This window comes from Staphylococcus sp. 11007852 (assembly GCF_011394325.1).
Taxonomy (GTDB): domain Bacteria; phylum Bacillota; class Bacilli; order Staphylococcales; family Staphylococcaceae; genus Staphylococcus; species Staphylococcus agnetis.
Genome location: NZ_JAANBJ010000027.1, coordinates 97789 through 111083, shown reverse-complemented (window position 1 = coordinate 111083; position 13295 = coordinate 97789). Strand labels below are relative to the sequence as shown.

Sequence of the window (13295 nt, the reverse complement as noted above, 5' to 3'; positions counted from 1 at the left end):
CCCTAAAATCATTAAGTTAAAAAGTATTATTGATCAAACGTATGTTTGTCTACTTTACTATTTGTTTTTTTAGCTTCTTCACTTACAGTTTGGTTATGATTCGAAAGTTCAAAATCATCTTTATCTTTATCATGAGTAATCACACCATTTTCCAGGCGTACATTTTGTTCATTTTGAGGTGTATCTGATGCGTTAGTCTGATTCATATCCAATAAACGGCGTTGTGCACCTAATGAAGTGGATGAAGGTTGTGACGGCTTATCTGTTTCAGATTGTTTACTTTCTTCAGACTCTGCAGTCGTAGTTGGTCCAGTCTGGCCTTCTAAGCGGTCTGAATCAACTTCAGAGCGAATTGCTCGCTTTTGTGCAGACAGCGCATCACTACTCACCTCAGAATTGTCATCTTGACGTTTAGACGTTTGATGCTGATCAGAAGCATGCGCAACGCCAGCTGCAGTCACACCTGCAGTTGCAACTCCTGCAGTTGCCGCACCAGTAGATGTACGTGACTTGTCAGAATGATCTACTTTCACTTCATCCTCACCCGTACGTCGATTACGATCATAATCAGACGCTTCGGCATCAGAAGATGTAGCAGAAGTCGTTTGCTTTGCAGTTTGTCCTTCTAATCGATCACTATCAACTTCACTTTGAATAGCACGGCGTTGTGCAGCTAATTCCTTAGATGATGGGTCATCCGTATCAGTTAAAGCTGAACGTTGTCTTTTTGAATCTTCTCTCACACGGCGTGCTTGCTCTTTTAAAGCATCTGCTTTTCTTTTTGCTTCATCGCGTAAAGCAGTATCTTGATCATTTACTTTATTTAATTTATTTTGTTTTTTTGATTGTGTCTTAGATTTATCAGATTCTAACGTAGGTTTTAAAATAAGTCCTAACGCACTTCCTAAAACAGCCCCTGCTACAAATCCAAATACAAGGTCTAAACGTGCACGAGGTTCACCCTCATATTGTGGGACTTCATAACTTTCTAAACCTTTAGTATGCAAATCACGATTATATTTTTCCATTTCAAATTGCCTCCTTAAAATAAAAGCACTTAAACAAAGGTATTACCTCATTTAAGTGCGTAAAATCAAGACTTATTTAACTAACCGTCAACTTACTTACGATTTGAATCATTGTTTAATGTTGTATATTTTGTGTTTACTGATTCAGGGTTAGTGTTGAAATCATTTAAGTCTTTGTTTTCATACTCACTATTAACTAAATCTTCGTTTGATAAAGAACTTGATTTAGAACCTTGTTTAGCATCAGAAGACACATTGTTTGTTTTGTAAGCTGCACTATTTCGACGACTTTGACGGTTTTGCCATTTGTCGGCAATTTCCATTGCAACATTTGACCATTGAACAACTTGTGAAATTTTGTCTTCATTTTGAGAAATGTTGTTTGTAATTGAGTGCGTTACACGATCAACAGAACCATTTAACGTTTGAACTGATTCGCCAACACCTTTAACAGCATCAACTACTGAGTTTAAACGATTTGATTTATCTTGGATATCTTCAGTTAAACGATTCGCTTTATGAAGTAAATCCGTTGATTCACGTGTAATACCTTGGATTTGGCCTTCAACACCATCAAGTGTTTTAGCAACATGATCCAAGTTTTTCTTAACAGAAATTAAAACTACAACAATTCCTATACATAAAATTAAGAACGCGATAGCAGCAATAATTCCTGCAATTGGTAAAATCCATTCCATTCGAAAACGCCTCCTATTGACTTTTAAAATATGCTATTTATTTTATATAGATACCCAAACAACTCTTACTCAAACATTAAAAGCTATGTTCAACACCAATTTTTTCTAAATATGCTTTTAAAACTTTTTGAATGTCACCTGCACCCATAAAAAGAATAACCGCATTTTCATGTTTTTCAAGGACCTCTACACTTGATTCAGAGATTAAGCGTCCATTTTCTACTAAATCTAATAAATCATTAATTGTGAGCTCACCTGTATTTTCACGAATAGAGCCAAAGATGTCACATAGATATACAGAATCTGCTTGATTTAATACATCTGCAAACTCCTTCAAAAATGCTTTTGTTCTAGAGAACGTATGTGGTTGGAAAACAGCCACTACTTCTTTATTTGGATATTTTTTTCTAGCTGATTCAATTGTAGCACTAATTTCTCTTGGATGGTGAGCATAATCATCAACTAATACTTGATTTTTTGTAAAAATCTCATTAAAACGTCGTTTTACACCACCAAAAGTGATCAATGCATCTTTAATATTTTGTGTATCAAGCTTTTCTAAATACGTAATTGCTAAAACAGCTAGCGCATTTAAAATATTATGGTCTCCATATTGTGGTGAAATAAAATGATTGTAATACTCACCACGGATATAGACATCAAAAGCAGTTCCTTTATCCGTAATTTCAATGTTGTCGGCATAGATGTCCATTGATGGGTCAAAACCATAATAATACACAGGTATATCTACACTAATTTTTTTAACATGCGGATCGTCGCCCCACGCAATAATCGCTTTTTTTACATTATTTGCCATACCTTGAAAGGCATTAACAACATCCTCAACATCCGCAAAATAATCTGGATGATCGAAATCGATATTTGTAATAATTGCATAATCAGGTGAATAACTTAAAAAGTGTCGACGGTATTCACATGCTTCAAAAGCAAAATATTCACTTTGAGGCAAGCCCATACCTGTACCATCACCGATTAAAAATGATGTTTTTTTATCACCATTCATCACATGTGATAATAGTCCTGTAGTAGAAGTCTTACCATGTGCGCCGGTTACTGCAACCGACGTGTATTTATTAAGAACTTCACCTAAGAAATCATGGTAGCGCACCACTTTTAAATTTAATTCACGTGCTCTTTCTACCTCTTCATGCGTATCTTTAAATGCATTTCCAACAATCACTGTTAAACCTTCAGTAATGTTATCAGCGCTAAAAGGTAAAATCTTAATTCCCTTATTATTTAATGCAATTTCTGTAAATACATATTGTTCAATGTCAGAACCTTGAACATCATATCCTAAATCATGAATAATTTGAGCCAATGAACTCATCCCTGCGCCTTTAATGCCGACGAAATGGTATTTTGTCATGATTTTATGCCCCTTTCTATATTTATGAGTCTTGTAAGTCTGCTTCAGTGAGAAAGACATCGCGCGGTTTAGAGCCATTCGCTCCCGAAATATAACCCAATTGTTCTAATTGGTCTATAATACGTGCTGCACGGTTATAACCGATTTGAAAATGTCTTTGAATAAGAGATGTTGAAATGTGTCTCTCTTTAACCATAAATTCACAAACTTCATTGAATAATTCATCTTTCGTTGGTTCTTCAGTTTTCTTAAGGAGCTCTTTTTCTTGAAATAAATATTCAGGTTCTCTTTGTGATTTAATGTATTCCACTACTTCATCAATTTCCTCATCTGAAACGAAAGTACCTTGAACACGAATCGGTTTGTTCATACCTCCACCAAGATATAGCATGTCACCATATCCAAGCAAACGTTCTGCGCCACCACTATCTAAAATTGTACGTGAATCGACGCTTGAAGACACCATGAATGCGATACGTGTAGGAATATTCGCTTTGATTAAGCCTGTAATGACATTTACAGATGGTCTTTGAGTTGCGACAAGCATATGAATGCCACACGCACGTGCTTTTTGAGCAATACGTGCGATTGATTGTTCAACGTCTTGTGGTGCCATCATCATTAAGTCTGCCAATTCATCAATGACAATAACGATTTTAGGCATACGTTGATCATAATTCACTTTTTTATTAAATGCTGTAATATTACGCACATGCGTTTGTGCGAACAATTTATAACGCCGTTCCATTTCTTCAACGGCCCATTTTAAACTTTGTGTAGCCGCTTTAACATCTGTAATTACAGGTGCGACTAAATGTGGCAAATCATTATATGGTGCTAACTCTACCATTTTAGGATCAATAAGTAACAATTTTAACTCTTCTGGATGATTTCGATAAAGTAATGATAGTAAAATACTGTTAATCGAAACCGATTTACCTGATCCAGTTGCTCCAGCTATGAGTGCATGCGGTGTTTTTGCAATATCCATTAATAACGGTTCATTATTGATGCGATTACCCATTGCTACTGTCAATTTCGATTCAGCATGTTTAAACGCTGGCGTTTCTAGGATAGAGCGCAAGTTTACTTTTGTTGGATGTTGATTCGGCACTTCGATACCCACTAAACTCGTACCTGGAATAGGTGCTTCTATTCTAATATCTTTTGCAGCGAGAGCCATTTTGATATCATCTTGTAATGCCGTAATACGAGAAACTTTAACGCCTCTTTCCACAGACAGTTCGAAACGCGTTACACTAGGACCCTCAATCACATTTACAACTTCAGCTGGTACATTAAAATAGAAAAATGCATCATTAAGTTGTTGCTTTTTCTCTTCAATCCATGCGTTGTCTTTTTCATGAATTTCAGGTTGATCAAGAAGATCTATACTTGGCAAATTCAACACAGGACCACGGCGAATTTTTTTCTCTTCTTCTTTGGTGTCAGTATTCACTTGTGACGTCGTAACGATTTCTGGACTATGCACACGTTCACTTGATTGTTGTGTGTGGTCATTCTGTATGTTTTGCTGAGTTGCTTGAATATCTCGAGACGTAGTTTGATTCATAGTATTTTTTATCGTTTGACGCTGTAAGTGTTCGTGTTTACGTCGCTCCATCATACGCTTTTTATCTGAAGGTGTCATAACTACATTAAATGGCTTACTTCCTTTACGTATCGGGACTTTATTAGCATTTTGCGTTTGCTTTTGTTCAGGTTTTAAAGGTGGAACAATTTGACGCGCTTCTGTTTTAGTCACTTCTATTTCATCAGGTTGTGTTGTTGAATTTTCTTCTACCCTATCATGAGATAGTTGAGGTACATCGACATTAATTGATGATTCATCTCTTGAATTGCTCTTTTTTGAACCTTCTTGTATATCGTCTTTTATTGTATTAATATTCTCGGCGTCTTCAACGTAATTTTCATTTGATGCATTAAAGGTACGCGCAGACGTATCTGACTGATTATTGGTGTCGTCCAACGGTGACGCTACATCTTGATTAAGATGATCGTCATTTATTGTAATGTCAACATTGTCATTAACTACCTGTTCATTTTCATCATCTATTACGTTCGAAGTAGAACAATGCGTATTATGTACTTGTTGTGATTTTGTACGCGTTTGCACATCATCAAATTCATATGCTTGGTCATTATCTTTAGTATTAACCTTGTCTGAAGATAATGTTTGTTCCGCATCTGTTTCTAAATGAATTTGACTTAAATCGATTTCTTCATATTGAATATCTGATTCTGTTTGGGCTTGGTCTAATGATTCCACGTCTTCATTGGCCTCAGGTGTCACAGCCTCATTAGGTTCAAGATGCTCTTCTAGGTCCGCTTCTTCATAATCTTTTCCTAACAGTTGACGTGCTTGAGAAGCATGCATTTTATCGATAGCCTTTTGAATGTCCGCATGCGGATCTTCATCCTTTAAAGCGCGTTTATGTTGTAAAGCTTCTTTAAAGCGTTTTTTCTGTTGGATTTTTTTCTCACGTTCTCTTCGAATTTCATCAACAATTTGCGATGCATAAATATTTTCAATATTAATCGTATTATCACGTTTTGAATGATTCGGTGTTTTCTTACGTTCGCCAAGCGATTTTGCAGGTGGTTGCGTTGTTTTAGATCGCGTACCTGGAGGTTGATTTAATCCGCTATTTTTAATCGATTTACGTTCTTGTGTCCCAAAAATTGCAGATGGCACTTCGCTCGCTTTAAATTCAGTCGTTGGCTTAGCATAATTTGCTTTATGAATACTTTTAGTTGTCGTTGACGAACCTTTATAATGGTCCACTTCTTTATGTGGTCGTTGATGATGGGTTTTAGTTGTTTTGTCATTTGGTATTGTACCTTGAAAAAGTTGAGAAGCATGTTGTTGACTTGGACGAGTACGGTTACTTTGATACACATGTGTTGCTTTAGTCTTTGAGAAGCCGTGTGTACGGTGGCGACGTGTCTTTCGATCAACACCGTATGATACGCGCTCAGTACCTTCAATATCACGTTTTTTAAGTGTTACGGAGTCATTTCGCTGTTCTTCCCTATCATTGATATCGTAATCCATTGTAATCGGAAAACGAAATTTCCCACGTGGTCTTTGATATACATCATTCGTTTGTGGAATCAAATCATGTCTCGATTTTTTTGGTACAGTAGAGCGTTTTTTTTCTGAAGATGTACGGTCTGATGGCGTCTCTTCACCAAATAATTTATCAAACCAGCTCATAATACGCCCTCCTTTTATGCATTAAAAAATGATTGACCTGTTTTATAACTATCATCTAAAACCATAATACCTTTTTCTTGAGGTGCATTTGGCAAATTGAGTTCCTTCATTGAGCACACCATACCACTTGAAGCAACACCTCTTAATTCGGCATCTTTGATTAACATGCCACTCGGCATTACTGCGCCCACTTTGGCTACAACTACTTTTTGTCCTGCTTCAATATTTGGTGCACCACAAACGATTTGTAATGTTTCATCACCTACATCAATGTGACACACACTTAATTTATCCGCATCAGGATGCTTTTCTTTAGATTGAACATAACCTACAACAAATTTAGGTGAAAAATCAGCTTCTAATTTAAAGTTAATATTTGACTGATCTAACAATTTTTGAATATCTGTCGCATGAGCTTCACTGAATGTAATATGTCCATTTCCCTCAATAGTAAGATGTTGATCTGCATTAAAAATATTTAATCCAACAACGTTATTGTCTTTTTTAATCAATACAACATCGTTGATTTTTTCATATTCAAAAGGCCCATCTACCGTTTCAATTTGTAAAAAGGCTACATTGCCAACACCTTTGGGATTATAAAATAAATTCATGTTCTTCATCTACTCCTTATTTGCGGTTCTTTTGATCTTGGGATGCACCTAAATGTTGAATGACATTTGGTGATGCATTCGATTTTTGTTTATTATTTTTACCTAAAATAAATATAGGTTCAAAACGGCCATTTTGATAACTTAATGACAATGACGTTATAGGAACTAGACCATTAGTGAAAAATTCCATCGTCATATGTGCCATAATATCATAGCCAGTTTTATTTCTTATATCTGCAATAATTAACACATCTTGATGAGGTACTGCGACTAACATTTCGCCTTCCATGCGTTGTTCAAACTCAGATAATAAAGTTGCGTTTAAAATCCGACTAGCATCGTAACCATCATTTGTGTTAATAAAATAAAATATATTACCTTGAACTTCATCCGCTTTATACGAATTACTCAGTTTACGCACATTAAATAATGCCATCTCTTTAAGTTGTTGTTGTGTCAATTGTAATTCACTCATTAATGCATCATCAATCAATCGATACGATTTACCTAAATCTAATGCATAATAAATTCTTGTTTCCGCCGTATGCGGTTCGGTAATAAATGCATGCCCTTCTTTAGTTTTGGTAGGAAAACTCGCTGCACGAATGACTGGCATAATTCTTTTCTCATTTAACGTTTTATGCGCTTCATCTTCCATTTGATGTATCGTTTCTTCTACATAATATATGATTTCATCAATGATTTGCGCTTGACCTTTATTGTATTTAGCTACAATAGGAGATAATTTTACAGTAACTCCTTTGTGATTGTCTACACGATAAATTCTTAGTGATTCTTGATCACGATTGAATTGATAATTCACATCTAAATGCGTTAATCGTGATTTTATAGTATCTCTCATTTTAAAGACATTCATGTTTTCACTCCTAAATACATGCCTTATATTAGTTTACAATAAAAATACCCTCAGGACTAGAGAAAAACCATGTCCTAAGGGCGAAAAAGTCATTAAAATTGTGATAAAAATCCATCAATTTGTTCTATTGATTTTCTTTCTTTACCAATATAATCTCCTACGCGCTTCCCATCTTTATACATTATAAAACTTGGGATACCCATAACGCCTTCTTTTATCGCTAAGTCAATATGCGCATCTCGATCGACCGCAATAAAATTGAAATTTTGATATTTTGATTCCAGTTTAGGTAAATCTGGTTCAATGACACGACAATCCGGACACCAACCAGCTGTGAACATAAATACTGTTTGTGATTGGGCATATTGTTGATATTCCGTTTCATTCTGAATCGATTTCATAACTTATACCTCCTTTAGTCCTCATATTGTAATTGATGAATGACCTTATCGTCTAGTTGTTGAATTGCATAATACAACCAATTTTTAGCATTCTCATAATCTCTTATATCAAATACAGCATCTGTACTATGAATATAACGAGCACATACACCAATCACTGCAGTTGGAACACCTGTTAACGCTTTATGTATGACACCGCCATCAGTACCTCCTGGAGAGATATAGTGTTGATATGACACACTGTGCTTGTTTGCTACATCTAATAAATATGATTTGAACGCGGGTTTCAATAACATCGTACCATCTTTAATTCGTAATAATGCCCCCGCACCTAACTCACCTGAAAGACCTGACTTCCCTTTCATATCATTAGCCGGGGAACAATCAACCACGAAAGCAACATCTGGTTGAATTAATTGTGTTGCGGCTTCCGCACCACGTAAACCCACTTCTTCTTGGACATTTGCGCCCACATACAAGTCAAAATCTAATTGAACATCATGAAGTGCTTCGAGTATTTCGATGGCTAATACACAGCCGTAACGATTGTCCCAAGCTTTGGCAGCGTATCGATATTGTGATAATTGCAATAATTCGGTATTCGGAACAATTGAATCACCTATCGCAATCCCCCGCGCATATACCTCTGACGCATCTTCAGCTCCTATGTCGAGTAATAAATCTTCAATTTTAGGTGTACTTTCTTTACCCGTTTGAAAATGTTTTGGAATATTAGCGACTACCCCAGTAATTTCATCGCCTTCACCGGTTTTAATTTTTAAACGTTGACCTTGCCAAATATCACTTGCCACGCCACCTAAAGGTGTAAACTTAATAAAACCTTGTTTGGTAACTTCAGTAATCATAAAACCAATTTCATCCATATGTGCTGCTACCATCACTTTTGGTGCATTAGATTGCTGACTCTTTTTCACACCATATATGCCACCCATTTTATCTCTCACAAATGTTTCGACATATGGACGCATTTCATGTTCTAAGTAATGACGCACAGGTGTCTCAAAGTTGGGAGCACCATGCATTTCAGTTAATGATTTAATACGCTCCAGCGTTTTTTCGTTCATGCCTTTCACTCCTTTAAAAATAATTCACTTTATTACAGTATATCACTTAAATTATGGTAAACTGTAGCTAAGTCTTTCAAGGAGGAGATCGCAATGTTAAACAGAAAAAATTGGCCATTACTGATACCAATTGCGATTGGCACATTGTTAGCTGGAAGCTATTTTTATGTTCTTCATCTTGAACGTGATCGCAACCAGCCACCTCATGATGTATTAGAATCCGTTAAACAATACTTTAATAATGTTACAGGTTCTTATATTTTATATGAAGTCGTTCAATTTCATAAGGAATTAGATACTTATTCAGCCTATAAGGGTGGCATTACGACGACACGAAATGATGTGACACATCACTATACGTTTTATGCAAATGCTAAGACTGGAGAAATATTAGATATTACTGAAAATCAAACGACTTAAAATAATCGCGTTAGTAAAGAAGACATCGTTTTTAAAAGATGTCACACTCTACTAACGCGATTTTAATTTATTCATTTCTTTTGATTACTTCTTGAACCTTTTTACCATCCTCAGAAAGTTTAATCGCAAAGTTTGATACATCATGATAAAACAGTATCCAATACCCTTGTGCGGCATATTGGCGCGTCAATCGTTCTTTTTCACGTATAGACTGCATTGGATAATCATCATATGCGGTTACCCATAATGAATTAATATGAGCAGAAGTTGACAAAATATCCGCCATATGAACAGCATGTTCGCTGTCACTATGAATTTCAATAATACAATGCCCAAAACTATGTCCACCTGTATGCTTCATAGTAATACCAGGGTAAGGTTCTATCTGATTTTCAAACAAAATCAATTTAGATTCATAACCTCCCCTATTTTGAGGCCAATACGTAGCTTGACTTCTTATGTTAGGACTGATAAATTCATGCCATTCATCTTGTTGCACATAATGCCAGGCATTAGGGAATGTCGCATTACCGTTAGAATCCGTAAGACCCGTCGCATGATCAAAGTGCATATGTGTCATCAATACTAAATCTATATCCTCAACGGTTAATTGATACTTAGCTAAATCAGTTTCAAGTTGACTTTCATTTCGAACGCCGTAATTACGGTGTTGCTTTTCAGTTAGTTTGCCACTACCAATGCCAGAATCAATAATAATATTTTTATCTCCAGTACGAATTAAAATAGGATGCGTCACAAGTGGGACTTGATTTTTATCATTCACGGGATATTTTTTTGTCCATAATGGTTTAGGCACGACACCAAAAATAGCGCCTCCATCCATTTGTGTATGACCACCATCTAAAGCATTAATTTCAAACGATCCAATTTTCATTAAACTCTCTCCTTAAATAAAAAAGTGAGACACGAATCAAATCATGTTTATTTGATTACAGTATCTCACGTTTAAGTTTATAAATCATGTCATAAAATCTTAGTCTTGATTTACAAATTCAGAAAAATTGTGATGAAATTTAGCTTCCATACGGTAAATTCGTGATCCTTTTTCTGAAAACTTGTGTTCATATTCAGTTGTGATATTCTCACCATCATCTTCTTGATGTAAATGTAAATTGATTTTTGTAAAATACATTCCAAATTGCGACATGCTTTCTAAACTGTAGGCATATAATCCACGATTATCCGTCTTAAAGTGTATAGCACCATCTTGATTTAAAATTTGTTTATATATTGACAAAAAGCGATGATTTGTTAAACGACGTTTCGCATGTCTCGTTTTAGGCCAAGGATCAGAGAAATTTAAATAAATTCTATCGATTTCATTAGGTTTAAAATAATCGGTTAACACTACCGCATCATTACATAATAATTTGATATTTGTAAGATTAAGTTCACGCACTTTATCTAATACACGAATCATTACATTTTTATCACGCTCAATGGCAATATAATTAATGTGAGGGTGCTTTGCTGCTAATGAAGTGATGTATTTACCCATACCTGATCCAACTTCTATATGAATCGGTTGTTCTTTATCAAACCATTGCGTCACTTGATGCTTATGCACACAATCTAAATCCACAATATTTGCATGCTCTCTTAAGTAAGTTTCGGCCCAAGGTTTATTTCGCATTCTCATGATTCTTTATCTCCTTAAATAAACACATCGCTCTTCATCACAGCATGCAAAAATTTGAGCCATGTATTCATATCTTTAAAACGTTTATGTTCTTCATTCCATTGCACCATTCCAATAGATTGAATCACTGTATACCATTTCATTCGTTTTTTTAAATTCATCGTTTCTTTAACATCATAAATTTCGAACCAAGAAGACCATTCATTTTTTGGAACGTAATTGTATAACAGCATACCTATGTCAATTGCTGGGTCAGCTATCATAGCACCTTCCCAGTCAACTAAAAAGAGTTCATCTTTATCAGAAAGCAGCCAGTTATTATGATCAACATCACCGTGAACGACCGTATAAAATCTAGGATCGTATTCTGGTACATGAGATTCTAAATAACTTAACGCATGTCGAATGATATGATGCGTTAATACATCGCTAGATAACGACGCATTGATTTTATGTAACATGATATCAGGTGTAATCGGTGTCATTTCCATGCGCTTTAACATCGTTAAAAGTGGACGTGATTGATGAATTTTCTTCAGTAAGTGGGCAACGCGGTGTTGATTCATTTCATCAGCTTCAAGCTCTCGGCCATTTTTCCAATGTTGTGCAGTCACAACTTCACCAGTTTCTATTCTTTTCGTCCATACAAGCTTCGGCACAATCCCTTCTGCAGACAATGCTGCAATAAAAGGGTTAGAATTACGTTTTAAAAATAATTTCTGTCCATCTTGTTCTGCCATATAAGCTTCACCTGATGCGCCGCCAGCTGAATCGAGCGTCCAACCTAGTTGATAGAACTGCTCCACAACACGTTCACCTCACTTTCAAAAGAGAAAAGGCTCTAGAAAAGAAATTCAAGAGCCATATTAATAACAATTATTTACTACTTCAACGTTCCAATTTTTAATTAGCACTCATAAAAGATTTTATAATTATTAGCCACTTTTTTCAACCAAAAATGAGACACTAAAGGTCACTTTTTTCTATTTTTAAATGTTAATGTTCAATTCATTAAGTAATCTTATATTAACACATTATTCGGAATGTGAATGGATATATTTTTCAAATCCTTTTTGTAAAGTACGTGTGATTGGACCTACTTTGCCATCAGCCACCGATTCACCGTCAATTAAAACGACAGGCATCACTTCAACTGATGTACTAGATATGATTACTTCATCTGCTGATTTTAAGAAATCCACTGTAAAAGGCGCTTCATTAAACTCAATGTTTTCATCTTCACATACCCATTGAATTACTCGACGCGTAATCCCATTTAAAATAAAGTTGTTTGCTGGATGCGTATGAACGACACCATCTTTAATAGCATAAACGTTACTTGACGCACCTTCAGTGACAATATCACCACGATGTTGAATGGCCTCTTCGGCATTGTATTTTGTAGCGTATTCTTTCGCTAGTACGTTACCTAAAAGATTTAAGCTTTTAATGTCGCATCTTAACCAGCGAATATCTTCCGTTGTTACTACACCTACGCCCTCATCTAAAGCTTTGAAAGGACGATCATATGATTTTACAAAGCCAGTTAAGACAGGTTCAACACTTGGCGTAGGAAAAGCATGGTCTCGTGGTGCTGCACCCCGTGTTACTTGTATATATACCCCACCATTTGTGACCTTATTCACTTGAGCAAACTCTCGTACAAGTGTTGTAAGTGATGCTACAGTGTGATTTAAATCTAAACCGATTTCACTTGCACTTCTTAATAGACGTTCAAAATGTTCTTTTGCTGTAAATAATTTGCCATCATATATGCGTACATATTCATAAATGCCATCGCCAAAATTGTAACCGCGATCATTGTAAGCAACTTTAGCATCTTGCTCATCAACGAATGATTCATTTAATAAAACTTTTGTCATA

13 protein-coding genes are annotated in these 13295 nt (G+C 35.6%); 1 reads left to right on the top strand and 12 read right to left on the bottom strand.

Translation table 11 applies throughout. The features are described 5' to 3' along the window. Positions 1-26: 26 nt before the first annotated feature. The 8 genes from G8Y85_RS08770 to G8Y85_RS08735 form a co-directional block, all read right to left on the bottom strand. Entirely contained in the window at positions 27-1028 is a 1002-nt protein-coding gene (locus G8Y85_RS08770) for a YtxH domain-containing protein (RefSeq protein ID WP_165805714.1), read from the bottom strand. Positions 1029-1120: 92 nt separating this feature from the next. Continuing rightward, positions 1121-1726, bottom strand: a complete 606-nt coding sequence (locus tag G8Y85_RS08765) for a DUF948 domain-containing protein (protein ID WP_037565563.1) — start codon at positions 1724-1726, stop codon at positions 1121-1123. Positions 1727-1802: 76 nt separating this feature from the next. Continuing rightward, the gene (murC, locus tag G8Y85_RS08760) at positions 1803-3116 is read right to left on the bottom strand and encodes a UDP-N-acetylmuramate--L-alanine ligase (RefSeq protein ID WP_103346319.1); all 1314 of its coding nucleotides are present in this window, start codon (positions 3114-3116) and stop codon (positions 1803-1805) included. 22 nt (positions 3117-3138) lie between these two features. Further along, positions 3139-6354 (bottom strand): DNA translocase FtsK, encoded by a 3216-nt coding sequence (locus G8Y85_RS08755; RefSeq protein WP_165805713.1) that lies wholly within the window; start codon positions 6352-6354, stop codon positions 3139-3141. 14 nt (positions 6355-6368) lie between these two features. After that, positions 6369-6968, bottom strand: coding sequence for a YtpR family tRNA-binding protein (gene ytpR / locus G8Y85_RS08750; RefSeq protein ID WP_060551266.1), 600 nt, complete (start codon positions 6966-6968; stop codon positions 6369-6371). Between the two features lie 16 nt (positions 6969-6984). Next, positions 6985-7845 (bottom strand): DUF1444 domain-containing protein, encoded by an 861-nt coding sequence (locus G8Y85_RS08745; RefSeq protein ID WP_165805712.1) that lies wholly within the window; start codon positions 7843-7845, stop codon positions 6985-6987. 92 nt (positions 7846-7937) lie between these two features. Further along, positions 7938-8246, bottom strand: a complete 309-nt coding sequence (locus G8Y85_RS08740; protein ID WP_103346316.1) for a thioredoxin family protein — start codon at positions 8244-8246, stop codon at positions 7938-7940. Positions 8247-8260: 14 nt separating this feature from the next. Then, positions 8261-9331 carry a M42 family metallopeptidase gene (locus G8Y85_RS08735; protein WP_165805711.1) on the bottom strand — a complete coding sequence of 357 codons (1071 nt, stop codon included), beginning with the start codon at positions 9329-9331 and terminating at the stop codon, positions 8261-8263. Between the two features lie 93 nt (positions 9332-9424). Between G8Y85_RS08735 and G8Y85_RS08730 the strand changes: the two genes are divergently transcribed. Then, the gene (locus G8Y85_RS08730; protein ID WP_037565570.1) at positions 9425-9751 is read left to right on the top strand and encodes a hypothetical protein; all 327 of its coding nucleotides are present in this window, start codon (positions 9425-9427) and stop codon (positions 9749-9751) included. A 67-nt stretch (positions 9752-9818) separates the two neighbouring features. Here G8Y85_RS08730 and G8Y85_RS08725 read toward each other — a convergent pair whose 3' ends face one another. From G8Y85_RS08725 to dat, 4 genes are all read right to left on the bottom strand, one after another. Continuing rightward, positions 9819-10646, bottom strand: coding sequence for a YtnP family quorum-quenching lactonase (locus G8Y85_RS08725; RefSeq protein ID WP_103346313.1), 828 nt, complete (start codon positions 10644-10646; stop codon positions 9819-9821). A 99-nt stretch (positions 10647-10745) separates the two neighbouring features. Continuing rightward, the gene (gene trmB / locus G8Y85_RS08720) at positions 10746-11411 is read right to left on the bottom strand and encodes a tRNA (guanosine(46)-N7)-methyltransferase TrmB (RefSeq protein ID WP_060551272.1); all 666 of its coding nucleotides are present in this window, start codon (positions 11409-11411) and stop codon (positions 10746-10748) included. Positions 11412-11425: 14 nt separating this feature from the next. Beyond that, positions 11426-12217: a phosphotransferase family protein gene (locus tag G8Y85_RS08715; protein ID WP_103346311.1), complete on the bottom strand. Its 792-nt coding sequence runs from the start codon at positions 12215-12217 to the stop codon at positions 11426-11428. Between the two features lie 228 nt (positions 12218-12445). After that, positions 12446-13294, bottom strand: a complete 849-nt coding sequence (dat, locus tag G8Y85_RS08710) for a D-amino-acid transaminase (RefSeq protein WP_103346310.1) — start codon at positions 13292-13294, stop codon at positions 12446-12448. Position 13295: the final 1 nt, after the last annotated feature.

Bases quoted from the DNA above. Each gene is read 5' to 3' on its own strand.
- G8Y85_RS08770 (WP_165805714.1), bottom strand. From the start codon at position 1,028: ATGGAAAAATATAATCGTGATTTGCATACTAAAGGTTTAGAAAGTTAT.
- G8Y85_RS08765 (WP_037565563.1), bottom strand. From the start codon at position 1,726: ATGGAATGGATTTTACCAATTGCAGGAATTATTGCTGCTATCGCGTTC.
- murC (WP_103346319.1), bottom strand. From the start codon at position 3,116: ATGACAAAATACCATTTCGTCGGCATTAAAGGCGCAGGGATGAGTTCA.
- G8Y85_RS08755 (WP_165805713.1), bottom strand. From the start codon at position 6,354: ATGAGCTGGTTTGATAAATTATTTGGTGAAGAGACGCCATCAGACCGT.
- ytpR (WP_060551266.1), bottom strand. From the start codon at position 6,968: ATGAATTTATTTTATAATCCCAAAGGTGTTGGCAATGTAGCCTTTTTA.
- G8Y85_RS08745 (WP_165805712.1), bottom strand. From the start codon at position 7,845: ATGAATGTCTTTAAAATGAGAGATACTATAAAATCACGATTAACGCAT.
- G8Y85_RS08740 (WP_103346316.1), bottom strand. From the start codon at position 8,246: ATGAAATCGATTCAGAATGAAACGGAATATCAACAATATGCCCAATCA.
- G8Y85_RS08735 (WP_165805711.1), bottom strand. From the start codon at position 9,331: ATGAACGAAAAAACGCTGGAGCGTATTAAATCATTAACTGAAATGCAT.
- G8Y85_RS08730 (WP_037565570.1), top strand. From the start codon at position 9,425: ATGTTAAACAGAAAAAATTGGCCATTACTGATACCAATTGCGATTGGC.
- G8Y85_RS08725 (WP_103346313.1), bottom strand. From the start codon at position 10,646: ATGAAAATTGGATCGTTTGAAATTAATGCTTTAGATGGTGGTCATACA.
- trmB (WP_060551272.1), bottom strand. From the start codon at position 11,411: ATGAGAATGCGAAATAAACCTTGGGCCGAAACTTACTTAAGAGAGCAT.
- dat (WP_103346310.1), bottom strand. From the start codon at position 13,294: ATGACAAAAGTTTTATTAAATGAATCATTCGTTGATGAGCAAGATGCT.